This is a genomic window from Streptomyces capoamus, from assembly GCF_014654935.1.
In the GTDB taxonomy this organism is placed as follows: Bacteria; Actinomycetota; Actinomycetes; order Streptomycetales; family Streptomycetaceae; genus Streptomyces; species Streptomyces capoamus.
In genome coordinates this window covers 51,351-76,582 of sequence record NZ_BNBF01000005.1, presented here as the reverse complement: position 1 = coordinate 76,582, position 25,232 = coordinate 51,351, and the positions used below count along the sequence as shown (strand labels likewise).

Here is a 25,232-nt window from a genome sequence, read left to right as displayed (position 1 = left end):
GCGGAATGGCAGACGCGCTAGCTTGAGGTGCTAGTGCCCTTTATCGGGCGTGGGGGTTCAAGTCCCCCCTCGGACACTCCTGTAGCGATACGGAAGCGAGGGCCTCGACCTTACGGTCGCGGTCCTCGTGGCATTTTCGTAGCCGCTGTGATGCCGAGAGCTTCGTAGGTAGAGTGAGGCCTTCGTGCTCGGATCGGCGCTCTGGAGGCGCTGTGCGACCTGTGGAGGTTCTTTGCGAGCTCGACGATCTCCTTGGCGAGCGGCTTCTCCCCCTTCGACGCGCTGCTCGGCTGCGCCTCGGCTTCCTTGAGCTTTGTCATCGTTCGGGCTTCGTTGATCCACTGGGTGACGATGGAGGGGGCGGTCCCGGCGATGAGAGCGGCCCGTTGACGGGCAGGCGGGTCTGTTCTGGGACCACCAGTGACTTGTTCATTTTGGTGCGAGCCAGGCGGTAGGATTCGGTTCCGGTACCGATGAGGGTGGCGTTGAAGGTGAGCCGGTCCACGACCGGCTCACAGAGCCGTGGATCGGTAAAAGTCTTGCTCCACGCCCAGACGGCGCGCACCTCCCCCAGAGGCTGCGCGAAGGAAATGAGCGAGCAAGAGCTGTACCGATGCCACCTTCGCCGAGGTACGAGCCGCGACAAACAGCCATTACCGTCGCCGCATCCATGGAAGGGGAAGGGCGGCAGGGGCGTTCGGTTGGCCGGTGTGCGGCGGCCGCCCCGGATCACGTGGCCACGCCTTGACCCGTGAGCCCCGCCGTTGTCACGCCGCCTGGTCCGCGTGCATGTTGTCGACGTAGCGCCCCAAGGCGTCCACGCTGTGGAAAACGCGGTAGTCACTCGCCTCCAGAGCGGCCTGCTCGTCCTGGGTGGTTTCCGGGACGAGGACCACGGGGCCGCCCACCTCCTCCTGCAGGCCCTGGGGCCAGAACGCGGTGGCCACGAGGACGGGGCTGCCGGGGACCAGGTTGGTCACCTCGCTGTCCAGTTCGGGCTCGGCGAAGCCCTGCCGACGCAGGTCCTTCAGCAGTTGGGCAAGGCCGGGCATGTCCTCGTCCGTGGCAGCGGCGGGTACCGGAGCGGTGGCCGACCTGAGGACCGTGGCGTGGGTGGGTGCGGCCAGGCCGACGGGAGACGGTCCCTCGAGCAGTTTGGTGAGGAAGCTGTTCGAAGCCTCGGCGAGGAGTTCGCGTCGGGCGGCGAGGAACGAGCGGTAGGCGTCGATGCGCCACAGCTCCGGGTCGGTGGGGATCCACTGCGATTCGAGGGCACCCGGAACCTTCTGGGCGATCTCCGGCAGGTAGTCCTCCGGCCGTTTGGCGCTGATCTGCAGGTTCGTGTCCTGGGTGAGGAAGCAGAAGTTGGCGACCGCGTTGACTTCGGCCCTGCTGTAGCCGTACTTGTAGAGCAGGGTCTTGGGGAAGATGTGGTGCACCTGGAGGGAGCTGAGTTTTCCGAGCATGCCATCCTTCAGCGGAACCCCGCTGCCCAGGTCCTGCGCCCCGTGGACCCGGGACAGCATGTAGAGCAGCGGGTAGAAACGGGATCCCATGCTGGAACCCTGGAAGTCGTCGGGCCGGACCTCCAGCCGACCGCCGCGGGCCTGTCGCAGAGTCTCGATCAGCCGGTTGACCCCGCCGGCGTCGACCGCCTCGAGGTCCTGGTTGAGGGCGGTCTCCGTGGCGCCGGTGTGCCGGCCCCAGAGGAAACTGTGGATGAACCAGTAGAAGAGCCGGTCGCGGGTCATGGCGTCGGGGAACTTCCCGGAATGGTGGTGCAGCAGACGGCTCATGACGGGAAAGGCGGCCCGGCCGTTCAGTACCCGCCCGTGGTCGAGGCCCAAGCGGCCGCCGAGGGCGTTGAGCAGGTAGCTGATGGACTCGATGGTCTGCTTCAGTCCGCTTTGGAACTCCGGCACCTCGACGTCGCCCAGCTTGGAGAACTGGGCCTCACCGGTCAGGACGGCGTTGACGTTGCGGAGCAGCCAGTCCAGCTTGAAGGTGAAACCGGCGTGCGACCAGTTCTTCAGAGCGGTGTTCATGGTCGGGCGGGCGTCGGGCCAGGACGCGCAGATCGCTGCCAGCGCGAGATCGCCCTTGGAGAGCTTGGTGCCGCCGGAGTTGACGCGGTTGAAGATCTCCACGACGACATCGATGGTCATGTCCTTACCGGTGACCTCCTCGATGTGGATGTTGCGGTCCTTGATCTGGGTGATCCGGTTCAGGCGCTCGATGTAGGCCGCCACCAGGGACCCGTCACTTCCGGCCAGCGCGGTGATGGAGGGCAGCAGTGTGCCAAGGCCGCCTTGGAAGAGGGCGGTGACGTCGACCCACAGAGGGTTGTCCTTCATCTTGGCCGGGGCGTAGAACTCGAACGTCTCGGTCTCCAGATGGAAGTGCAGCCCGGTCAGTGCCGCCTGGTTGCCCTCGAAGAAGCGAGGTGAGCGTCCCTGGGTGACGCCGTAGAGGGTGGTCACCCGCTGCTGACCGTCGAGCAGCAGTTGTACGGTGCCGTCCTTCTCCGGGCCGCCCCCGCGGGTGTTCGCGCTGTCGGCCTTGGTGCTCCAAGTGAGAAACCCCCCGATCGGATAGCCGCGGTACAGCGACTGGAAGAACGCGCGAACCTGATCACGGGTCCAGACGTAGCCGCGCTGGAACTCTGGAAGGGCGATGTCCCCGGAATCGATCTTGTGCAGGATCTGCGAAATCTGCATGCCAGCCTCTTCGGTCGGCCCGCCGGTACTCCGTACGGGGCTTGGGTCTCCTGAGTAACGGCGCCGAAGCGCCCGGAGGTTAGTGCCGGCGGCTCGGTCGTCACGGTCCGTACCGCGTCCTCGCCCGCCTCGCGCACCGCCTGCGGTAGGGGAGATCGGGGGCGATCGCGCGGGCGAGCGGGGCGACGAACTCCATGATCTCCGCGGCGGCCGATGTACCAGGGGCGGGGCTCCCGCCCGGCTCCTCCGGAGCCCCGACACGCGCGAAGACCAGCGCCTCGTTGCCGAGTCCCCCGTACACCTCGGCCCGCGCCTCCGCCGCCTTGAGGGCGGCGATGCTGTCCTTGCCGCTCGCCGAGGCCGTGGCGGCGGAGTTCCCGCTCATCTCGACCAACCGCGCCTCGCAGCAGTAGTACGCGTGGCCCACCGCCTTCTGCTCGAGAGCGATGACTTCCTCATCCGTGGTGGTGCACATGTGCGTCCTTCCCCGCGGTGCTCCCCACACCGCTACGGGCGAAACACCCGTACGCAATGGAAACATCTATCAGATCGGCCTCGCTGACAAGGCATCAGCCCGCTGACCCCCTCAGCTCGCAAAGAGGCTCGCCCGCCCCGAGGTTGTCCGGGGCTGAGGGGGCTGTCAGTGCGCGAGGAGAAGGGACCTCTGCTTGCTGGAACTCAAGATGAGCGGGGGTCGTAAGTCGCCGGGAGTGACGGCGAGCCCTGCAGCGCATAGGTCGTCCTCGGTCTGGGCGTGGCCGCCGCGGTGTGAGACCTGCGCTTCGGTTTCGTTCACATCGGGGCCGCCCGAAGCTTTGAGGGCACTTTCGGCCGAGGCGGGTTACGGTACTCGGAGTTGATGCGGCGGTTGTTCAAGGACACAACCTGAAACTGGCGCCGCGGCTGAAGGGTTTGGAGACCCGGTTCCGGTGCAGGAAGCCCGCGGGCAACTTCCGCCACGGTAATGCCGGAAGCGACGACGAAGCGGACCCAGTCGGTGAAGGCGAACGCGGTCGTCGGCGCGGCGACGCGTGGTTACGGCGGCGGGGAGGTCTGCCAAGGTCAGGCGGCGGCGAGTGCAGGAAGTGCCGGAAGTCCTCCCGCTACTCTTCCACGCGCAGCGAGGAACGGGCGTGCGCTCGTCCACCTGGTCCGCTTCCTCGTTACTTCCGTTCCTCGGCCCGCAGGGTGTCGCCGCGCAAGGCCTTGTCCGTGGCGCGTCCGATGACAGCAGTTGCTCCTGCGTCCACAGCGCCTCCGACAATGCCTCCCAGGATCGGGACCCCCTTGGCGAGTGTGATCGCCGCGCGCTTGGTTCCGTACTTCGCGACGAGGTGGAACCCGGCCTTCTTGTTGATCGCGTGGAGCACCGCCATCGGGATCTTCCTGATCATCTGCTCGCCGAGCTTCTGGCCGACCTTCACGCCGAAAGCCGCCAGGACGTTCTGCGCGCTCATCCCGATCGCGAGCATCATCACCACGGTCCGCACCTGGGGGTCACGGATGTCCCAGCCCCGCAGGTGCGCTATGGCGCCGGCCATCCGCAAGTTGATGGCGAGGGACGCGGCCACGTTCGCAGGGATCGTCACGCCTGCAGTGATCAGACCTCCGAGTCCGGTGACGAACCCCTGGGTCCCGGCCGCGGCCACGGACTCCTTGATGAGGCGGGCGATGACAGCGTCGACGTCGTCCGTCATGTCCTCAGGAGGACGACGCTCATTGTCATCGGGTGCCCTGTAGTCGGCACTCTGTCGACGCGAAAGACGGTCCTCGGCCCAGGCCGCCGACCCCGTGACCGGCCCCACCCCGTGCACCATGACCTTCTCCGCGAGCTCGGCGACCCACCGCCCGGCCTTCTCGACCGCTCCCTCATCAGGTGTCTTCTCGTCGGCCATCGCATACCCCTCCCGCGAGCGCCCCACCCGGGGTCTCTCGCCTGCTGTCGGCGGCAGCAGAGGTTCGGGTCTCGGGCATCGCCGGCGTGAGTGCAGGCGGTCGAAACCGCGTCCCCCCAGACACCACCCCTCCACCCCTGCACCGCGCGGCTCCCCTCGCCGCGCTGCCTTTCACGATTTCACGCGGGTGTAGCGTTCCACGTGAGTGAAAGCGTTGTCAAACCATCTGGTGGTGACCGGCAGCCGCTACCCTGCCCCGCATCCGGCCTCGATCAGGAAGCGGCTGGGCTGTCCGGCCCACGAGACGTACAGCCCGTCCCTCGCCCGCGTGCAGGCGACGAACAACAGGCAGCGTTCGGCCGCGAGGTCGGCCTCGTGCTGGAGCCGGTCGATCTCCTCCGGCGTGACGGCCGAGGGATTCGGCAGGGCACGGTCGTTGACGCCGACGACTGCGGTAAAGCGGTACTCGAGGCCCTTGAAAGCGTGCATGGTGCCGACGTTCACCGCGTCGTCGGTGCGGGCGGCTCCCGCGCGGACCCGGCTGGCCGGCATCCCGGCCTTGTTCAGGCGGTGCTTGACCTTTTCGCAGGTCTTGTTGAACCGTGCGCAGACCCCGATCTCTCCGTACGCGGCGCCGCCGTTCACCCACTCACCCACCTGCTCGACCAGGGCGTCGAGTTCGGCCTCCTCCGTCTCCGAGGCGTGGACGCGCGGCCCGGAGCCGTGCAGGGCGGAGCTGTAGCCGATGAGGGTGTCATGCCGTCCGCTGTCGGCCAGTTCGGCGTAGGGGCGGCCGAGCAGGAGCCCCGTCGCCCAGCTGAGGATCTCCTGGGTGGAGCGGTAGTTCTTGCGCAGTTTGGTGGAACGGCCGGCGACATTGATACCGAGAGACTTCAGCGACACACGGTTGTCGTAGATCCGCTGGTGCGGATCGCCCGCGATGAACAGGTCGTCGGGACGCCGCGGCGCGGCCGCCCGCAGCATCCGCCACTGGGCCGGGTGGAGGTCCTGGGCCTCGTCGACGACGACGTGTCTGTATGCGGGCCCCTGCTCGGTCAGTAGGTCGGTGGCCTCCACACAGGTGCCGAGATAAGTGCGCAGCCCGTCCTCGGCCAGCTGCCGGGTGAACTCCTCCATCGTCCGCCACACCAGGGGTCGGGCGGAGGCCGACAGCGCGCTGCCGCGTCCCCGGCGCTCGCAGACCTCGTACTCCTCCCGGCTGCGGATGTCCTGGGCGAGGACGACGTGCTTGTACTCCTGGGCGAGGAACTGCGGGGTGCCCCTGAAGTCGGTGGCTTCCGCGGCCTGCTCCCACCGGACGGTCTCCTCGTACCCGGCGATCGGTCGGCGCGAGGTGTTGACCACGCGCCCGGCGAAGGCGTCGACGGTCATGACGTCGACCCGGTCGCGCAGGTCGGGATCGTCGACGAGCAGCGAGAGCCCTTCGGCGAGGGAGTCCACGAGGGCGTTGGTGAACGTGGTGAGGAGAATACGGTCGCCGTCGCGCAGGTGCCGCAGCAGATGCCGCACCCGGTGGAGGGCGACGACGGACTTTCCGGTGCCGGGCCCGCCGGTGACCTGCGCCGGGCCGGAGTACGACGGACGGTAGGCGACCTTGTGCTGGGCCGGGTGGAGGAAGATCCGCCAGGCGGCGAACGGCTTGTCGAGGATGTCGCGCAGTTCGTCGGCGTCCGTGACGACGGCGATCCGGGTGCGGGTGTGTGCGATCGCGGTCGCGTAGTCGGTGGTGTCGACGGGCTCCTGCGAAGCCGCGTCGGCCAGCGCCGGCACGACCACCTCCTGCCACGTCTGCTCGACACTCGCGCCGAGGGCCAGGTGTTCCAGCACCTTGTACTGGTCCGGTGGGAAGAAGCGCCCGAAGACATCGAGCTGTTCAAGGCTGGTCAGTGCACGCGCCTGTGCGAGGGTGGTCGCGTCGATGCCGAGCGCGGCCATCTCCCCGTCGGAGACCTTCGCGAAGAGCCGCTGCTCCTCGGCGGGCGCGATGCGCTCGTAGGCGGGGGCCAGTTCCTCCAGCGTCGCAATCTCACGGAGCTCCACGGCGCCGGTGACGGCGTTGATGGTCGCCTTCTGCCGCACGGCCCACTCGGTGGCCTCGTCGTGCGGGCCGACCCGCAGCAGCACGAAGGTGTCGCCCGTCTCGGGTGCCAGGACCACGCCCCGATACCCCTGGGTGATCCGGATGGTCCGGATCTGCCGGTCCCTGGCGCCCTTGAGCGATTCCAGCTTCAGGCCCGGGTCCTTGAAAAGCTGGTCGAGGGTGAGCCGCTCGAATTTCTCCCAGGCGTCGAACACGCCGTTCCTGACGTGCTTCTCGAGCTTCTCCAGCTGCTGGCAAAAGGCCTTGTCGAGGGCGAGGTGCGGCATGTTGGGATTTTAGGCTTACATGGCGTGCCACGGGCCGTTCGGTTGTCAGTCCACCGGCGAAGCGGCGGGGGACCGGCGGACCGCGTCGGTCACCCGCCGCCGAGTTCCCGGCGGAGCATGGCCAGGACCTCCGCGGCCTCGACGGCCACGTCGTGGCGCGGGCCGTGTACGAGCACGACGTCCTCGTACAGCGCCTCCAGAATGGCCCGGGCCTCGTGCGGGTTGCCTTGGCTGAGCAGCAGCATGCCGATGTCACGGCGCAGCTCCACGGCCGCGTCGCTGACGTCGCTCTCCACGGCCCGTTCCACCTCCAGGACCGCCTGCAGCTCCGCCAGCGCCTCGGTCACCTGGCCGAGTTCCCCGCGGCAGCGGGCGGCCTGGGCGCGGCAGTCGCGGGCGGCCTCGTCGGTCGGCCCGTTGATGCGGCCGTACGCCTCGGCCAGTGCCTCGAACTCGGGCAGGGCCGCCCGGTGGTCGCCTGCCAGCTGCCGGCTGTATGCACGGCGCCGCCGCAGCCGCAGGACGGCCTTGTTCTCGGCGCCCAGGGCCCGCGCCAGCGGCTCGATCATCTCGCCCGCCACCTCGGCGGCCTGCGTGTAGCGCTCCTCCTCCATGAGGGCGATGTAGTGCTCGTCGACCTCCCGCAACTGCGCTCGAAGCAAATCCCGTTCGGGCGGCGAGACGACATGCTCGGCGACCTGGCCAGGTGCCGCCGCATCCGGGGCGACCCGGGGACGGCTCTCGGCTCGGGCGCGAGGCGCGTAGGGACGGCGGAAGAGTCCGGTCGGATCGGGCGCGCCGGGCGGTCCGGCCTCCCCGAGCGCGGAGGACTCCCCGGGCGCCGGCAAGAAGGGCATCAGTCGCTCGTACACCTCCTGCACGTCCACCGGCCGGCTCTCCGGCGTCTTGCGGAGCAGGTGCAGGACCAGCGCTTCCAGCTCCTCCGGAACGTCGGCGCGCAGCCGTCGCAGGGGGGTGGGCGCGGCCCGGACGTGCTGGTCCATCAGCTCGAAGTCGCTCTGCGCACGGAACAGCGGTCTGCCACAGAGGAGTTCGTGGAGCACGCAGCCGAGGGCGTAGAGGTCGGTGCGCGGGGTGACCCGGGTGCCGCGCACCTGCTCGGGCGACATGTACTGGTGCGTGCCGATGGGCCGGCCGGAAGCCGTCAGCCGGGTGACGTCGGTCTGCAGGATCGCCGCGACACCGAAGTCGAGGACCTTCACCGTGCCGTCCCGCGCGACCAGGATGTTGGACGGCTTGAGGTCGCGGTGCACCACGGGCACGTCGTGTGCGTACGACAGCACCGTGGCGACCTGCGCGGCCACCGCCACCGCCCAGCTGACCGGAAGGGGCCGCTCCTCGTGCACGTACCGGGTGAGGGGGACGCCCTCCACCAACTCCATGACGAGGAACAGGTGCTCGTGAGTGCTGTCGAGGACGGCGTCGTACACCTGCGGCACGCCCGGGTGCTGGATGCGCGCGGTGATCCGCGCCTCGCGGCGGAAGCGCCGCTCGAACTCCTCGGCCATCTGCGGCGTGGCGGCGACGGCCTGCGGCCGGATCCGCTTCACGGCGACGGGCCGGTCGAGCACCGCGTCGTAGCCCCGCCACACGTCGCCCATACCGCCGTTGCCTAGCCGCTCCAGCAGCTCGTAGCGGCCCGCGATCGGTCTGTCCGGCACCTGTCCCCGCCCCGCGTCCTGCACTCGCGCTCGTTCGTTCCCCGAGCCCATCGGTTCGCGGTCAGTTTCCCCGGAAAACGATCTGTGCGTCCAGCCGCGTTCTACGAGGGCGTGGCGGGACGGGCCGTATGCCGCCATCATGCCCACCGTGTACGACCGGGGGCAGGCCGCATGCGCCGGTGCGGGGGGATCGGCGAGGTGACTTCTCGACCGTCCCGTCCGGGCACCTTGGCAGGCGTCCCCACGTTGATCATTCGCGGAGGACGGTCCGGCTCAGAACCTGTGCGGGTGACCGGCGCTGGAGGATGGCCGGAGCTGTGCCTGAGGGTTGAGGAGGAAGGGAAGGGTGATGATTGACTTTCGCTCCTTTGAGGAACAGTGCGCAGACGACGCGGCACGCCTGGCGCACCTCAAGGAGGTCGTGCGGACAGACCCCATTTCCGGTGCGGCCGAGGTGGCGAAGGCACTCGCCTGGAACTGTCTCCTGGGCCGAGAGGCCTACGAGCCGGACATCGACGATCTGCTGAACGAGATCGTCCTTCCTCGCGGAGGACGCCTGCTGAGCCTGGCCACCTGGCTTGCGGAGCATGTGGAACACGACCATGGCGGTCACCAGTTGTGGGGTGCGCTCTCCCGTGCAGGTGTCCCTCTGCGGCCGCCCGGCCTGGCCCGCGTGCCGGACGACATCGACCAGCTGGCAGAGGTGCTCGTCGGGTGTACCGGAATGCCGATGCAGATCCGTCTGAGAGCGGCACTCCAGGTGCTGACGCAAGGTGGGGATGATGCAGCCGACCTGGTCAGGTCGTACATGGGCTACTTCGAGGTGAGCCATCTATGGACGGGAAACGCCGACGCTGACCACCTTGAGTCGTTTGCTGATGATGTGTCGACTCTCGTGAGAGTAATTGCTGCAACGCCTGGATGGCCGCTGAAAGAGAGAGTGGAAGCTGTCGTTCACCTCTGGAACGACGGGACGGCTGACGACCTTCCGGCGGAACTCCTGGCACAGACGGAGCAGGGCAGTGAAGAACGACGGATGCTCCTCGAACTCCTCCAAGCAGACGAGAGCGAGTACGGCGAAATGGAAACGCAGCCTCCCTCTTGTTCTGATGGGTGTCGCGGCGCGCTGTTCACGGTGGAAGCGGCGGAGAAGGCATGGGGGGTGGGCGCTGTGGATCCGTACCTGATGGCCGCCGTCCGCCGGCAGTTGACCGAGTCCCGCGGACCGAGCGCTTTTGAGGAGACGGACAGCCAGATCGCGGACAGCGCCCTGGTGACGGCTCGGCTCGGCGTCGCCTACGGTGAACTGCGGAAGTCGCTGCTGCGGGACAGTGAGCAGACCGATGACGAGCCCCCTTGGCGCGCGCTCCGGGGCGGAGACGTCGCCGTTCGCATCCGTAGGCGTCTTCGGCATTGTGTGGCGCTCGTACTGGCCCCGGACGGCGATGACCGCTCTTCGCCGCCGCAACGATGGGTTTTCACCGTCCTTTCGCGCCCATTCGATTCGGATAGTCGAGCAACACGCTACGGAGTCACTCTCCATCAGAGGCGCGACGGTACCGAGAGCGATCGGTACCGCATGGACGCCGAACGGGAGCTGCTGGCTGATGAGGAGCTGGCCCAGCAGGCGCTTTACGGGTTCTCATCCTTGGGGCTGAACCTTGACTGGGAGGTGGGGAGGCAGTGCCCGGGCGTGGGGCAGCGGGGAAGGATGATCTTCCTGGAGCCAAGTGATGAATGGCATGTCCAGTGTCATGTGTGCGGGGTGAGATGGGCCGGGGGGAGTGACATCCTCTCGGAGCACGAGGACCGACGGTACGGCTTCTATTAGACCGCCCGGTGGTGTTCCGCAACTACTGATCAGGCACGGGCCGTCCGGCGGTCAACGCCGCAACCCTCTGACCGACCGCCCGGCGGTGGTCGGCCGCGGGACGGCGGCCCTGTTCCGGGCCACCGTGGCCACGCTGTACTCGGCCCAGACCGTCTTGCCGGGCCCGTCCGGGCGCGGGGCGCAGCCCCAACGGTCGGCGAGCGCCTCGACGACGAGCAAGCCGCGCCCGCTGGTAAGCGCGGAGTCGGCGGCGGGATCGGTGGCAGGGGCGGGGGCAGGCTCGGGGAGCCTGTCACCCCGCGTGTCGGTGACCTCGACGCGGACGGTGAGGGAGGTGGCGGCAGGGGCGGAGTGGGCGCGGAGGCGGACGCGGAAGTCGCGGCCGGTCACATGGCCGTGGGTGACGGCGTTGGTGGCGAGTTCGGAGACGAGCAGGCTCAGCACGTCGTGTCCCTCGCTGCCGTACGGCACGCCCCAGGAGTCGAGCCGTTCCCCGCAGAGCCGACGGGCCAGGCGCGCGCCTCGGGGCGTGGAGCTGAAGCGGAGGGTGAAGCAGGAGTGGACGGGGGTCGCCGGTGCGGGTTGTTCCGTTCGGTTCATGCACGCAGCGTCGCTGGCCGTGGCATACGGTGACCAGGGTTGACGCGCCGACGCGGTGGGGAGTACCCGCGGGCGCACATCGTGTACGGGGTGGTACGGCCGTGTGAGCGGGAAGTGGGGTGTGCGGTGTTGGACGATGGCAGTGGTGTCGACGCCGAGGTGCCGAGGCAGCGGCACACCGAGGAGGAACCCGCGCAGGGGCTGATCGGCGCGTTCGGACGGCAGTTGAAATTGCTGCGGATCCGGGCGGGCATGGAACGGGCCGAGCTCGGCAGGAGGGTCGGATACTCGGCGGACACCATCGCCTCGTACGAGCAAGGACGGCGGGTTCCGCAGCCGCGGTTCATCGAGCAGGCTGACGAGGTGCTGGGCGCAGGCGGACTGTTGGTGGCCATGAAGGGCGAGATCGGTCGGGCGCGGTACCCGGCCTTCTTTCGGGACATGGCACGGTTGGAGGAGGATGCCGTCTCACTCCATGTGTACGCAGCCCTCGCCGTGCCGGGCCTGTTACAGACCGAGGACTACGCACGTGCAGTCTTCGCCATGCGCAGGCCCCTGCTCGACGAGGCGACCGTCGAGCAGCGGGTATCCGCTCGCCTGGCCCGCCAGGAGATCTTCGCCCGGAGTCCACTCCCGACACTCAGCTTTGTGATCGAAGAGGCGGTTCTGTGTCGTCCGCTCGGCGGTGTGTCTACACACCGAGGACAACTCGAACAGATCCTTCTCTGCGGCCAACGACGGAACGTGGAGATCCAGATCATGCCAACGGCCGGCATCGAACATTGCGGCCTCGGCGGCCCGTTCACCCTGATCGAGACCAGAGACGGACAGCGAATGGCTTACGTTGAAGTCCAGCGGAACAGCCGCCTCTACAACGAGCGGGATGAGGTGCGGGATGTCGAGGAGCAGTACGGCATCCTCAGGGCGCAAGCCCTGACTCCGCGTGAGTCGATGGCTTTCGTCGAGGGACTTCTGGGAGAGAGATGAACGGCCAGGCAAGGGAGCCCCACTGGTTCAAGAGCAGTTACAGCAGCGGGGAGGGAGGCGAGTGCGTCGAGGTTTGCCTTACGCAGGACGCTGTTCTGGTGAGGGACTCGAAGCGGGCAACGGGCCCAGTGCTCAGTGTTGACGCCAATGCCTGGTCCGCCTTCGTCGAGCAGGGCCGCGCACGGCCAAGGTAGGCAGACGCGTCCCGGGGCACCGGCACCCACGCAGTGCCAGTGCCCCAGGCGCCGTCAGAAGTCGTCCAGCCCTTCCTCCCGGCGGATCATCCGCCAGGCCGCGCGGCGGGCGCTGCGGTCGAGGTTGGACTTGAAGTCCCGGTCCGTTCCGAAGTACCGCTTGCCGAGCGTGTCGATCGTGGAGACGTGGTCCATCATGTTCTCCTCGAACTTCTTGTCGAAGACGACGCCGAAGTTCTCCTCGTCGTTGACGAGGGCGGCGGCCCGGACCTTCGGGTCCTTCTTCGTGGCGTTGAAGGCCGGGAGGACGTCCTCCTCTGTGAACTCCGTGCCGAACTTGGCGTTGAACCTCTCGATCAGCTCCGACAGCAGCGACTTCTCGGCGTCCTTGCCACCGCCGATCCCGTCACCGAACCCCCTGAGTTCAGCTGGACCCTCGGACACGAGGGACTTGTCGTACTCGCCGGTCTTCTCGACGCGCAGATGGCTGAGGTCGACCTCGCCTATGTCGACGCCGCCGTCCGCAAGGCGCGGCAGCCGGTTGAGCAGGTAACGCCCGTACAGGTACAGCCGCTCCAGGTCGGCGTCCTGGTAGGGGACGATCTGCGCGAGGAAGCCGTACTTGCGGACGTAGTCGTTGAGGTGAGCCCGGAACTCCTCGGCCGTCTCGACGTCGTCCTCCTCCTCGCTTTCCAGGAGGGCGCTGAAGCGGGTGACGGCGGGGGAGAGGAGCCGGTACAGCTCGGCGTGCAGCTTCTCCCACTTGGCCTGGGAACCGCCGGCCTTCTCCTGCGCCTCGAAGTACGCGGCGACGAACTCGTCCATGTCCTGCTCCGAGATGATCGGCGCGGACATGACGCGGCTCTGGGCCGTGTAGAGCAGGTTCGGGTCGGAGGGCAGGGTGTGCGCCTCCTCGAAGTACGGGCGGAACGCGTCCTGGATGTCCTCGGCCTCGTTGACGAAGTCCAGGACGGCCAGGTCGGCCTGGGACTTGCGGTCGGCGGTGCGGTTGAGGCGTGAGAGCGTCTGCACGGCGGCGATGCCGGTGAGTGTCTTGTTGACGTACATCGTCGTGAGGAGCGGCTGGTCGAAGCCGGTCTGGTACTTCTCGGCGACGACGAGGATCCGGTACTCCTGCTGCCCCTTCCCGCCGGCCTTCGCGGCCTTGTCGTCGGCGCGGGTGTAGGCGAACGCCTTCGGCAGTGTGCTCTCCGGCAGACCGCCGTTCTCCTTGCTCTCGGTGGTTTCCTCGCCGTCGATGGTGAGGGAGCCGGAGAAGGCGACCAGGACGCCCAGGTCCGGGTACTTCGTGTCGTACTCGCGGTCGGCGATGTAGCTCTTGATGGCGCGGGCCATCTGCACCGCGGACTGGCGGGAGGCCGTGACCACCATGGCCTTGGCCCGGCCGCCGAGTCGGCCGCGGGTGTGGGCGACGAAGTGTTCCACGATCACCTGGGCGTGCTGGGACACCGTGTGCTCGTGCATGAGCGCGAACCGGGCGAGCAGGCTGTTCGCCTTGGAGGGGTCGACCTCCTTCTCGTCGCGGTTGAGGTTCGCGAGCTTCCAGTAGGTGTTGTAGGTGACGTAGTTGCGCAGGGGGTCGAGGATGAAGCCCTCCTCGATGGCCTGGCGCATGGAGTACGTGTGGAACGGGCGGTAGACGGTCTTGCCGTTCTCCACCGTTTCCGTGCCGAAGAGTTCGAGCGTCTTGGCCTTGGGGGTGGCGGTGAAAGCGAAGTAGGAGAGGTTGGAGGCGTGCGAGCGCTCGACCGCCTTCGCCTTCAGCTTGTCCTCCACGGTGACCTTGGTCGCGCCCTCGTCGTCCGAGTCGGCGTCCAGGCCGAGGTCGCGCAGGGCCGACTTCACGGCGGTGGCCGCGTCGCCGGACTGGGAGGAGTGCGCCTCGTCGACGATGATCGCGAAACGAGTCCCCTTGATCTCGGTGGGGTTGCGCTTGATGTAGTCCAGCAGCGCGGGGAACGAGTGCAGGGTGACGGTGACGATCTTGCCGGTGTCCCGGGAGAGGGCACGGGCGAGCTGCTCGCTCTTCGCTCCGTGCTTCTCGTCGATCTTCACGACCAGACCGTCGGTCTGCGAGAAGCTGCCGACGGTTGCCGAGAGCTGGGCGTCCAGTGCGCGGCGGTCGGTGATGACGATGACCTTGTCGAAGACGGGCTCGCCGGGCTTGATACGGCCGTCGGCGAGGGCGTCGGGCCGCAGGACGGCGGGATCCTGGCGGGCGTGCAGGTCGCTGAGGCGGTGGGCTAGCCAGCCGATGGTGTTCGACTTGCCGGACCCGGCGGAGGCCATGATCAGGTAGTTCTGGCCGGCACCGTGGACGGACGCGTGTGCGGTGAGCTTGCGGACCACGTCCCACTGGTGGAAGCGGGGGAAGATCGTCGTCTTGGTGGTGCCGCCGCCGGGCGTCTTCTCCTTCTGCTGGTGTACGAACCGCTGGAGGAGGTCGAGCCAGTTGTCCCGCTGCCAGACCTCTTCCCAGAGGTACGACGTGGCGTACTTGCCATGGGCGTTCGGGGCCGGGTTGCCGGCGCCGCCGGGCTGGCCGGGGCCGTTCGAGCCGGTGTTGAACGGCAGGAAGCGGGTGCTCTTGCCGCGGAGCTGGGTGGTGACGAAGACCAGGTCCGGGTCGACCGCGAAGTTCGCGATGACGCGGCGCGTGAAGATCAGCTCGGTCGGGTCGCGGTCGGTCCGGTACTGCTCCTTGGCCTGCTCGACGCCCTGACCGGTGAGCGGGTTCTTCAGCTCGGCGGTGGCGACGGGGATGCCGTTGAGGAACAGGGTCAGGTCGAGACGGTGGCCCCAGTCGGCCTGCTTGGTGGCGTAGGGGAGCTCGCGGACGACGGTGAGGCGGTTGGCCCGGTAGCCGTCGAGGACCGAGTCCGCGGAGATGAGGTTGGGCTTGAAGTAGGCGACGCGAAGGCGAACTCCACGGTCCTTGACGCCGTTGCGGAGGACGTGGAGCAGCCCGTCATCGGCGATGGCCCGGTCGAGCCGCTGCGCGAAGCCGCGCTGCGCCTCGTTGGAGTTGCCGCCGTAGACGGTGAGCAGCTCGTCCCACTCGTCGGGCTGGGTGGCGCCGATGAAGGTGAACAGTTCGTTGGTGTCGAGGCCAAGGTCGGCTTGGTAGTCCTCGGGGTTCGCTTCCCGCCAGCCTCGCTCGCGGAGGGCGGCGACGATGGCGGAACCGAAGGCGGACTCGTCGTGCACGGGGCTCATGCGGAGACTCCTTCGGTTACGTTGCGACCGCTGGCGGTGGAGACGTCGAACTGGCCGGTTACGGCAGCGGTGATTAGGGCTTGGCGGCGTTCGCGCAGCAGCTCTTGCTGGCGTCGTACCTTATCCGTAAGCGTGTCAATACTCGCATTTTGATGCCGGATACTGTGCACGATTTGCTTCTGCTCCTCAAGGGGTGGCACAGGAATCCTCAGCATTTGAAGGTCGGGCACGTAGATCGTCTTGTGTGTGGAGCCCACTGCCAGACGGCCCAGGAGGTCGGGGCGCATAGCCCGCAGACACCACAAAAGGAAGTATGGGAACAAGCGCGGCCCGCAGGTCCATGTGACGAAGTCTTGGCTCGTTGCCATGTCGAGGCCCATAACACCGGAGTAGCCGGCAGAGGCGGTGCGGCACAGGAAGACCGTGCCTTTGGGATGCAATTCGGCTGCCGAGTTGGCGAGTCCCAACTCGCTAATTTTTTCGCGTGTCTCGTAGAGGTCCTCGAGGCGGTCGTCGCGTACCTGCTTAACTTCGCCCGTCGTGATCCAGGGGATAGAGCAGTCTGTCCACCACTCCGGATGGGCCCGGCTGGGGGTGTGACCGCTGCCCATCTGGGCCAATAGCCCCACGCGGACCTCCTGCCAAACTGTGGGTAGCGACTCCAGCCACGGCAATGTCGAGCGCCTCTGGTTCTTGTGCGTACTGCCTGATACGGCGGCGAGTACGCCTGCCGCGCGACGCTCAGCCAGCAGCTTCAACTCGCGCTGCAATGTGGCTACCACGTAGTCGATGCGTGTGGTTTCGGCGTCGAGGAAGTTGGCGATGCGACGCTGCTCCTCAGGAGAAGGAAGAGGTACGCGAATGTCACCAAGGTCGTTAGAGTTAATTCTTGGTGTGCGGACTGCGCCGTTCTCGGTGCCGCCGATTCCGCGTAGACGCGCGCTCATCTCCCCAATGAACCAGTGTGACCGGAAAAGGTGATGAAGGTACCGCGCCTCGATTGTGGGGTGCGGTCGCAGGACCATGTAGTCCGGACTCACGAGACCACGCGTCGGACTAATGCCGATGGCGCCTTGAAACGCTCGCATTCGATTGAGGACGATATCGCCACCCTCGCACAGTTTATAGTTGCTCAAGTCCTCGGCGCGAGGCAGGTCATCGGTCAATGTGTCGCGAAGCACGACTCCATGATGGATAGACACGGCAAGCAGCGGAGGCTGGTCGCCTCCGGCACGCTTGTCAATCACTCGGTAGAGGAACTTTAGGCGCTGCTCAGACGAGATCATTCGGTGACCTCCCCCAACAGCCCTTGAATCTCCGCCTCCAGCGCCTTCAACTCCGCGTCGATCTCCGCCAACGGCCGCGGCGGCTCATACACATAGAAATGCCGCGTGAACGGAATCTCGTACCCGATCTTCGTCTTGAGGTGGTCGATCCACGCATCCGGCACATGCGGGTGAACCTCCCGCGCCAGGTACTCCTCGACGTCCTCGCCCAGCGGCACGTTCTCGTAGTCCCGCAGCTCCGTGTCCGGCTCCGGCTCACCCTTGACGAGCTGGACCTCGCCCTCCGGGTCCCGTACCCCGACGACCTCACGCAGCGCCTTGTTGAACGGCGCCCCCGTGGGCCACGTCCCGCCGGCCTGCACCACCGCGTCCTTCAGCGCGAGCCAGGCCTCCTGCTTCGTGCCCCACTTGGCACCCATCAGGGACTTGAAGGCCTCCGCCAGGAGTGGAGCCTGCGGCAGCTTCTGGATGACCTTGGACGCCTCCAGCGCCGCCAGCGTCTCCTCCGTGATCTCGAACCGCAGCTTCAGCGGACGCTCGACCGTGATCCGCTGATATCCGAAGTCCTCGTTCCAGGAGACCTTCACCTTGCCGTGCAGCGGGTGCTCTGCGTCCCCCGCCACCGCCAGGGCCTCGCCGTACAGCTTGACCACCGTGGCGATGTGGTCCTTGCCCAGCTCCTTGCGCTTGTCGCCCAGCGACTTGCGCATCTTCTGCCACTGGTCGCGGGCGTCCAGCAGCACGACCTTGCCCTTGTGGTCGGAACTCTTTCGGTTCGTCAGGATCCAGAAGTACGTCGAGATGCCGGTGTTGTAGAACAGCTGGTCCGGCAGGGCGACGATGCCCTCCAGCCAGTCGTTCTCCAGGATCCAGCGGCGGATCTCCGACTCGCCCGAGCCGGCCGCGCCCGTGAAGAGAGGCGAGCCGTTGAAGACGATCGCGAGGCGCGAGCCGCCCCCGCCGTCCACGTCGACCGGCTTCATCTTCGAGATCATGTGCTGGAGGAACAGCAGCGAGCCGTCGTTGATGCGGGGGAGGCCCGCGCCGAAGCGGCCGGCGTCGCCGAGCTGCTTGTGCTCGGCCTCGACCTCGTCCTTGACCTTCTTCCACTCCACGCCGAACGGCGGGTTGGCCAGCATGTAGTCAAAGGTCTTGCGCGCGTGGCCGTCGTCGGAGAAGGAGTTGCCGAAGGCGATGTTCTCCGGGTTCTGGCCCTTGATCATGAGGTCGGACCGGCAGATCGCCCACGACTCGGGGTTGAGTTCCTGCCCGTACACCTCCACCGTGGCGTCCGGGTTCAGCTCCGTGATCAAGTCGTCCATCGCGGAGAGCATGCCGCCGGTGCCGCAGGCCGGGTCGAGGACCGTGCGCACCGCGCCCGGGAGCTGGAGCGCGTCGCCGTCGGGGGCGACGAGCAGCCGCACCATCAGCTGGATGACCTCACGCGGCGTGAAGTGCTCACCGGCCGTCTCGTTGGACTGCTCCGCGAAGCGGCGGATCAACTCCTCGAAGATGTAGCCCATGTTGTGGTTGGGCACGATCTCGGGACGCAGGTCCAGGTCGGTGAACTTGCCGATGACCTGGTAGAGCAGCCCCGCGCTGTCCAGCCGCTTGATCTGCTGGGCGAACTCGAAGCGGTCCAGCACGCCGCGGGCGTTGTCGGAGAACGCGCCCACGTACACCGCGAGGTTCTTCGCCGCGTTCTGCGGGTCCGCCGCGATCTTCTTCAGGGTCAGGCTCGACCGGTTGTAGAAGGAGTGTCCCGAGGCCCGGCGCAGGAAGCGGTCCGGGTCGATGTCGCTGTCCTTGTACTGCTCCGCGATGTCGGCGACCTTCTCGCGGGTCGGCTCCAGCACGCACTCCAGTCGCCGCAGCACCGTGAACGGCAGGATGACCTTGCCGTAGTCGGACTGCTTGTAGTCCCCCCGCAGGAGGTCGGCGACGGACCACGCGTGGTTCGCCAACTCCGTGTGCTTGCTGCTGTTCAAGACTTCTTCCGCTTCCCTTCCGGGGCTGATACGGATGACTGTGAGTGCGGCGGGACGGGGACGGTGGGTCCTCATCCATCCGCATCTGGAGTGGGGGTGGTGCCAGAGCCTAGGTGTGTTCCGGCACCAGCTGCCCGCCCGTGAGCCCCCCGCTCACGAGCCGCGCCGTCTCCTCGGCCAAGTCCCGGGCGCTCCGCGCCTGTTCACGCAACGCCTCGACGTGCTGGAAGGCCTCGCCGTACCGGCGCTGCTCCTCCAGCGGCAGCAGCGGTACGCGCAGTCGTCCCGGCGTGAGGTGGAGTGTGGAGCTGCCGGTCGAGGCGCCGGCCAAGTTGGCCTCGGAGCTGAGGAAACCGAGGAGGAACCAGGGGTCCAGTCGCGCCGGGTCCGGGCGGAACAGGTGGACGCCGGCTCCCAGCAGGGCGCCGGCCTCCGCCGCGCCCGCGACCCGGGCCACAGGGCCGGGGCCGCCGACCAGGTTGCGGACCAGAACGTCGCCCTCGGCGATCTCCGGCATCTGTTCGGCCTGCACGTCCAGGGCTTCCCCCGTCGGTCCGGTACCGCCCGCGATGTCACCGCCCGTCAGAACAGGGCGACGCTCGCCGCCGTCGGCTCCCGCCTCCGCGTCCTCCGCCTCGGCGGCCGCCGCCCGCGGCGATACCGGAACCGCACGCAGCACCTTCAGTGCCCCGCCCCGGGCCAGGTCCGACACCGTGGCCGTGCGCCAGTCGCGGGCCGAAGCCCCCGCGGCGTCCCACGCCGACCTGCCGGCGAGCTCGGCCACGGTCCGCACCGCCGTCGCCAATCCCTCGCGCGCCGCCGCGGCCTCGTGGGCCAGTTCTCGCGGGTCGACCTCCGCCTGCGAGGCACGCACCTGTCGGGCCGGGGTCACGTCGACCACCTCGTCCAGCAGGTCGACCACGCTCACCGCCCGCGCCACACCGGCCTGCGCCTCGAACCCGTCCGGGTCCGCGGCGAACGCCGTCCACGCGGAGAGGATCTGCTCCGTCACCCGCGCCCAGTCCAGTGAACCCGAACGGGTCCCGCCGCGTCCTGGCACCGACGGCTCGCCCACCGTGTCGACGAAGAGGACCGTCTGGTACGCCGGTCGCGTCGGCTCCGGGCGCTGCAGCACCCACACCTGCAAGCCGATGTGGAGGGGGATCGCCGCCCCCGGTGGCAGGGCCGCCACCGCCCGCAGCGCGCCGCTGCGGATCAGCTCGGCGCGGATGCGGCGGCCGGAGGAACGGGACGCCGTGGCCGGAGGAAGGAGGAGCACGGCGTGGCCGCCTGGTTCGAGGTGGGCCAGCGCGTGCTGGACCCAGGCCAGTTCGGACTCGGCACGGGGCGGGAAGCCGTACGCCCAGCGTGAGTCGTAGGCCAGTTCGTCGTGCCCCCAGTCCCGGTCGCCGTAGGGCGGGTTGCACAGCACGGCGTCGACGGTGAGGTCCGGGAAGGCGTCGGCGCGCAGGCTGTCGCCCGTGCGCACGGTGACGTCCGCGCCCTCCCCGGCCGTCAGGGTCAGGCCGACCGCGGTGCGCCGTGCCTGGACGGGAAGGCTGTCCTGTCCGTACAGCTCGCGCGCGCCACGCGCGGCGGCGGCCGTCAGCAGGGTGCCGCTGCCGCAGGCGGGATCGAGGACGCGGGCGGGGGAGCCCGGGATCAGGCGGGCCAGCAGGTCGGCGAGCGGGGCCGGGGTCCGGTAGGCGCCGCTGGCGGCGCTGTCCTCCAGTTCCCGCTCCGCCAGGACGCCCAGCGCCGTCTGCGCGCCCTCGTCGCGGACGCAGAGCAGCAGGGCGCGCAGCACCGTGGTGTCGGCGGCGGTGAAGCGGACTGGTTCGGTGTCCGGCACCACGTCCGCGACCTCGACCGCCGCGTCGTTCGCCTGCTTCACCAGGTCGTCGTCGGGCAGCGCGAGCAGACCGGTGAGGTCGTCGGCGGGGCGGCGGGCCGCCGCGAGGACCAGCAGGAGCAGGTCGGACGTGCCGGCGTCGGCCCGCTCGCGCAGGCGCAGGGTGGTGCGCAGCTCGCCGCTGGGCGTGGCCGCCGTGTGCTGTCCACGGGAGGCGAGCCAGGCGCGGACCTCCTCCAGGTCATACAGCGGGCTGCTGTCCGTGCCGCCCGAGGGGGCCGGGAAGTCGTCGTGCCGGCGTCGCCAGTTGCTGACGGTGGCGCGCGTAACCCCCGCGATGCGGGAGATCTCGGCGGCTGTCACCTGGGCGGATGGTGCGGGTGGCTGCGGCATGGGTGGGTTCCTGGTTCCGATGGTCGGCGTGGTCACACCCTACAGCACGCGTCAACTCCTGCAAGCTGTTGGACAATGCTTTCACGTCCATGTTTACATGTCATTGCTTCCGCCAGTGAGCGTAGCTCCGCGGCGTGAAGCGTCACTTGCCTTGCCACAGCCATGTCCTTGCGCGGGCGGCGGCTGATCGACCACTTCCCAGGGGGGATCCATGCGCCTGACCATGCCGAGCGGCGTCCCGGAAGGAATCCCGCTCACCGTCATGCCGTTCCGCGAGGACGCGGTCATCGGCACCATGTCCCTCGCGACCCTGGTACGCCTCGTGCCGTCACCGCGTCAGGAGGAGGACCCGCGCGCCCTCAAGACCGCGTCCGGGCACGACCGGCGCCACGCCGAACTGCGCGCGACCGTGCAGCGAACCCTGAAGTCCCAGAAGGGCAGGACATCCCGGACTACGCCGAGTACATCGCCGCAGGCATCCTCGGCAAGCACGGCTCCGCCTGGTCCACGCCCCCCATCACGCTCTGGCACGCGAGCGAGATCGCCGCGATGAGCGACGAGCTGATCCCCGGCTCGGGCCTGCGAACGCTGACCGTCGCCCCGGACGCCATGGTGATCGCCATCGACGGCGAGACCCAGACCACCGCCTGGCACGACATCTACCAGCACCCGGAGTCCTTCGGCCTGACCTACACCGAGCTCGGCCGACGGGTCCGCATCCCCTTCGAGCTCTACCTGGGAATCTCCCCGGCGGACGCGCGGCAGATCTTCTACGACCGGAACGTCAAGGGCGTCGACGTGGCCAAGAACCTGGCCATGTCCATGGACCAGCGCGACCTTGCCACCCGCCTCTCCCACATCGTCGGCGAGAAACTCGAGGTCGAGTCGGGCGGGCAGCGGATGCCGTTCGCCAGATTGGTCAACGCCGGCAAGCGTCAGCTCACCAGGACCGACAAGGAGGTCGTGACGCTGTCCGCGTTGCGGGCGCTGATCCTCACCACCGTCTTCGGGAGCAAGGGTGTGGAGTACTCGGCGGCCAACGTCCATGAGGGCGATCTGCCGTCCCACACCGACGCCGACGAGGTCGAGACGGTCGTCGTCCGCCTGGTGTCCCGGCTGATCGGGGACCGCTTCCCGGACTTCGCCCGGCGCAGCGCGATCACCGCCCCGGCCGTGATGGCCGGACTCGGTATCCTGCTGCACCGCGCCACCCCCTGGTGCGCCCCCGTCGACGCCATGAGCTACGAGACGGTGGAGCGCCTGCTCGCCGACGTCCGATGGGAGCGCGAACCCGCCTACTGGGACGGCGTCTGCGCCAGCGTCGGCTCCACCGGTCGGCTCAACTTCAGCGGCGGCGTGAAGGACTCCGCCGGCCGCGTCGCGGGCGCGCTCCTCGACCCGCACAGCGAGCCGGGCCGGAAGATCCGTGGGGCGCGGATCTGAACAGGTCCGCCGCGCTGGTTCTTCGATACCGAGACCCTCTCAGTCGAACGCCCCTGCCCGGGTGACGTTCCACCTGCGGCGACGGCCCACGGCTCGCGTATCCGTGGCATCCAGTCTGCGGCTCCGCGCCTGAGCCCGGTCCGGGTCCGGGCGCGGCGGCTCCTCTTCCGCCGGCAGCCGCGTCCTCTCCTTCTTCCACCCGTCAGTCCCCTTCCCTCCGCTTCCCTCCCCTTTCCTTTGCTTCCCTCCGCATCGACACAAGGAATGACCTCATGGGCTACCCGACCATCTCCGGATTCGCCGCGCTGATCGCAGCGCCCCTGACCCGCCCGCGCAGGATCGTCCTCGCCGTGGCCGCGACCCTCGCCGGCTGCTCCATGTCCGCCTGCTCCGGCATCGGCGGCAGCCAGACCGACACCGCGCCGCCGGACGCCACCGTCAGCGCCTCGCAGGACACCCGGAGCGCCGGGGACGCGCAGGACACCCAGGGCGACGCCGCCGGTGACACCTTCACCGTTGCGCTGGACAAGACCGCCACGTGGAACAACGGCGTCAAGGCACACCTGGGCGGCTTCAGCCGGGGCACCTCCGGCGAGTACGCCAGCCCGTCCGGCAAGGCCTATCTGGCCTTCTCCGTCACCGTGCAGAACGGCTCCAAGTCCGCGATCGACCTGAGCATGATCAGCCTCTCCTGCCCGGACGGCGCCGAGCAGATGTTCGACACGGACGCAGGCTTCGGGGGCACACCGGACACGCACCTGTTGCCGGGCAAGTCGCAGACCTGGAAGGCGGCTTGCGAGTTTCCCAAGAAGGCCAGAAGCGTCCAGATCGAGATCACGCCGACCGACACCTCCGGCAGCGGCTGGTATCGCACGGCGATCTTCACCGGCCAGGTGCAGTAGCCCGGGCCTCGGCCGAGTCCCCGCCGGGTGCCGTCGCCTTCCGCGCACGGAGGCGCCTCAAGCACCGCCGGCCCCGGACGCGGCCCGATGCCGGGCCCATGGGCTCGCTCACGCCCGTTCGCACACTCTGTGCGCCCACCGCTCACCCCACCCGCTTCCTGCCTGGGAGGACACCGTGAAGACCACAGAGCACACCGAGCTGATCCGTCGCTTCGCCGACGACTTCACCGCCCTCCAGGAGGCCGTGCTCTCCCAGATGAACGGGGTCTGCGCTCCGGAGACCGCCGCGGCCCTGGAGCACGCCTCGCTCGTCGGTCCCGTCACCGTCGTTCTCGCCCACGCCGACGTCCTCGCCCGCGGAGCCGTACGGCGTGCGGAACTCTCGGTGCAGCCCCCCGAGCGGCTGCGACAGCTGCGCGCGCACGCGCGCAGGGTGCGGCGCGCCCGGTCTCAGGCGGAGACCCGGTACAAGGAAGAGCGTGCCCGTCGGCTCGGGCGCCGCTCGCGACCGGTCGACCCGCTGGAGTGGAGAGTGGCGCGGACGGCCTTCACGTCGGCCTTCCACGAGACCCTGCGGCAGGAACTGCGCGACAGGGGGCTGCCGGACGGCACGCCGCAGGCGCCGGAGAGCGACCTCGCCCAGTGGGCCTGGGACCGGAGGACGGCCGGCGGCGAACTGCCGGCCCCGGTGCGCGCACTGCGGGACTGCGACGACGACGCCTTCGTGGAGGCCCTCCTGCGCGACGCCCGGGAAGAGGAGAACCCGTACCTCCCGCATGACGCGGTGGTCGAACGGTGGAGCCGCCACGCCCGCGCCGCGCAGGCCTGGGGCCGCTACGCGATCGGCCGGGCCGAACGGGACGTGCTCGCCTGCCCCCTCTCCGCGCGGCGCACCCGGCTCGACGCCCTGGACGACGCCTACCAGGACACCGCGGTCCTCGCCGCCCGCTCCCGCGAAGCCCTGCTCCGGGTCACGGACCTCCACGACCGGATGAGGACCGACGTCACCACGGGACCCTTCGCGGAGCTCCTCGGGCAGTGCCGTGCCGCAGCCCTGGCACGCTTCGCCGCCGCCGAGCCCGCGGCGTGGCGCGGCGTGTGCGAGCTGGTGGCGAGGCACCGGGTGGACTGTCCCGAACAGACCGACGGCTGCCCGCACTGCCACCACGCGCTCGCCGCCGTCCTCGCCGACGCCCCTCCCGCCGACACGGACGACGACGGCGAACACTCGGCGGCGGTTCCGGCCGACGCGGACCGCTACGCCCTGCTCACCGACCTCCCCGACACCGCCGTCGTGGCCGTGGCCGACGCCGCCGCAGGCGACGAGTCCGCACTGAGCGGCTACGGCTGGGCCGCCGAGGACGGAACCACCGGACACGGCGACTCTTTCGCCTCCAGCAGTGGTGAAGCCGAAGTCATCGGCGTCTGTGCGGCCGCCCTGAGCCTCCTGGAGCGCCACGAACACGCACCCGTGGTCGTCCTGTGCGACAGCACCGAGGCGGTGGGCGTGGTCGAGGCGGTCCTGCGTTCCGGCGATCCGGCGGCCAGTCACCGCACCCTTCTTTTCCCGGAGAGCCGGCAGCTGATGGACAGCCTGGTGCGCCACCGGCACCGCCACCGCGTCCAGGTCCGCTGGCTGAAGGGTCATATCGGACACGACCTCAACGAGACCGCCGACGCCCTCGCCCGTCTCGCCCTGCGTCGCGCCACCGGCCGCATTCCTCCGTCCGCCGCCCGGAGGGAGGAGACGCGGATCGTGCGCTCGCTCGGCTCCGGGGCCGGCCGCCTCCCGGCCGCTGCCTGAGCCCGTGCCGATTTGTGGCAGTCACACCGTGGG

The 25,232-nt window shown here is 68.8% G+C and carries 16 protein-coding genes and 1 pseudogene; 6 read left to right on the top strand and 11 right to left on the bottom strand.

The window, feature by feature from the left end:
- Positions 1 to 433 precede the first annotated feature (433 nt).
- The 6 genes and pseudogenes from IE312_RS44000 to IE312_RS10065 all read right to left on the bottom strand — a co-directional run.
- Positions 434 to 547 (bottom strand): annotated as a pseudogene (locus IE312_RS44000) (IS21-like element helper ATPase IstB); the annotation flags it as partial.
- A 220-nt stretch (positions 548 to 767) separates the two neighbouring features.
- Complete coding sequence (locus IE312_RS10085) at positions 768 to 2,717, bottom strand: GmrSD restriction endonuclease domain-containing protein (RefSeq protein ID WP_189980443.1); 1,950 nt, start codon at positions 2,715 to 2,717, stop codon at positions 768 to 770.
- Positions 2,718 to 2,817: 100 nt separating this feature from the next.
- On the bottom strand, positions 2,818 to 3,192 hold the full coding sequence (locus IE312_RS10080; RefSeq protein WP_189980442.1) for a hypothetical protein: 375 nt from the start codon (positions 3,190 to 3,192) through the stop codon (positions 2,818 to 2,820).
- A gap of 688 nt (positions 3,193 to 3,880) precedes the next feature.
- A complete protein-coding gene (locus IE312_RS10075) occupies positions 3,881 to 4,612 on the bottom strand; it encodes an EcsC family protein (protein WP_189980440.1) in 732 nt (243 codons plus the stop codon).
- 246 nt (positions 4,613 to 4,858) lie between these two features.
- Positions 4,859 to 7,000, bottom strand: coding sequence for a UvrD-helicase domain-containing protein (locus IE312_RS10070; RefSeq protein ID WP_189980438.1), 2,142 nt, complete (start codon positions 6,998 to 7,000; stop codon positions 4,859 to 4,861).
- 89 nt (positions 7,001 to 7,089) lie between these two features.
- Entirely contained in the window at positions 7,090 to 8,682 is a 1,593-nt protein-coding gene (locus tag IE312_RS10065) for a serine/threonine-protein kinase (protein WP_189980436.1), read from the bottom strand.
- Between the two features lie 349 nt (positions 8,683 to 9,031).
- Here IE312_RS10065 and IE312_RS10060 point away from each other — a divergent pair, with 349 nt between their 5' ends.
- Positions 9,032 to 10,513 (top strand): hypothetical protein, encoded by a 1,482-nt coding sequence (locus IE312_RS10060; protein WP_189980434.1) that lies wholly within the window; start codon positions 9,032 to 9,034, stop codon positions 10,511 to 10,513.
- 51 nt (positions 10,514 to 10,564) lie between these two features.
- Here the strand turns inward: IE312_RS10060 and IE312_RS10055 are convergent, their stop codons facing one another.
- On the bottom strand, positions 10,565 to 11,113 hold the full coding sequence (locus IE312_RS10055; RefSeq protein WP_189980432.1) for an ATP-binding protein: 549 nt from the start codon (positions 11,111 to 11,113) through the stop codon (positions 10,565 to 10,567).
- A 129-nt stretch (positions 11,114 to 11,242) separates the two neighbouring features.
- Here IE312_RS10055 and IE312_RS10050 point away from each other — a divergent pair, with 129 nt between their 5' ends.
- Together IE312_RS10050 and IE312_RS10045 are read left to right on the top strand one after the other, a co-directional pair.
- Positions 11,243 to 12,100 carry a helix-turn-helix domain-containing protein gene (locus tag IE312_RS10050; protein WP_370467543.1) on the top strand — a complete coding sequence of 286 codons (858 nt, stop codon included), beginning with the start codon at positions 11,243 to 11,245 and terminating at the stop codon, positions 12,098 to 12,100.
- A complete protein-coding gene (locus IE312_RS10045) occupies positions 12,097 to 12,294 on the top strand; it encodes a DUF397 domain-containing protein (RefSeq protein ID WP_189980430.1) in 198 nt (65 codons plus the stop codon). Before IE312_RS10050 ends, IE312_RS10045 begins: the two co-directional genes overlap by 4 nt.
- A gap of 54 nt (positions 12,295 to 12,348) precedes the next feature.
- On the opposite strand, the gene IE312_RS10040 is transcribed toward IE312_RS10045, so the two are convergent.
- The 4 genes from IE312_RS10040 to IE312_RS10025 form a co-directional block, all read right to left on the bottom strand.
- Positions 12,349 to 15,531, bottom strand: a complete 3,183-nt coding sequence (locus IE312_RS10040; protein ID WP_189980428.1) for a type I restriction endonuclease subunit R — start codon at positions 15,529 to 15,531, stop codon at positions 12,349 to 12,351.
- Positions 15,528 to 16,817: a restriction endonuclease subunit S gene (locus IE312_RS10035; protein WP_189980426.1), complete on the bottom strand. Its 1,290-nt coding sequence runs from the start codon at positions 16,815 to 16,817 to the stop codon at positions 15,528 to 15,530. Before IE312_RS10035 ends, IE312_RS10040 begins: the two co-directional genes overlap by 4 nt.
- Complete coding sequence (locus tag IE312_RS10030; RefSeq protein WP_189980424.1) at positions 16,814 to 18,805, bottom strand: type I restriction-modification system subunit M; 1,992 nt, start codon at positions 18,803 to 18,805, stop codon at positions 16,814 to 16,816. Before IE312_RS10030 ends, IE312_RS10035 begins: the two co-directional genes overlap by 4 nt.
- A gap of 109 nt (positions 18,806 to 18,914) precedes the next feature.
- Positions 18,915 to 21,050: an N-6 DNA methylase gene (locus IE312_RS10025; protein WP_189980422.1), complete on the bottom strand. Its 2,136-nt coding sequence runs from the start codon at positions 21,048 to 21,050 to the stop codon at positions 18,915 to 18,917.
- A gap of 549 nt (positions 21,051 to 21,599) precedes the next feature.
- On the opposite strand from IE312_RS10025, the gene IE312_RS10020 reads away from it, so the two are divergent.
- The 3 genes from IE312_RS10020 to IE312_RS10010 all read left to right on the top strand — a co-directional run bounded on the left by IE312_RS10020 (position 21,600) and on the right by IE312_RS10010 (position 25,199).
- Complete coding sequence (locus tag IE312_RS10020; RefSeq protein ID WP_229899460.1) at positions 21,600 to 22,493, top strand: ParB N-terminal domain-containing protein; 894 nt, start codon at positions 21,600 to 21,602, stop codon at positions 22,491 to 22,493.
- A 272-nt stretch (positions 22,494 to 22,765) separates the two neighbouring features.
- The gene (locus tag IE312_RS10015) at positions 22,766 to 23,395 is read left to right on the top strand and encodes a DUF4352 domain-containing protein (protein WP_189980420.1); all 630 of its coding nucleotides are present in this window, start codon (positions 22,766 to 22,768) and stop codon (positions 23,393 to 23,395) included.
- A gap of 175 nt (positions 23,396 to 23,570) precedes the next feature.
- Positions 23,571 to 25,199: a ribonuclease HI gene (locus IE312_RS10010; protein WP_189980418.1), complete on the top strand. Its 1,629-nt coding sequence runs from the start codon at positions 23,571 to 23,573 to the stop codon at positions 25,197 to 25,199.
- Positions 25,200 to 25,232 lie beyond the last annotated feature (33 nt).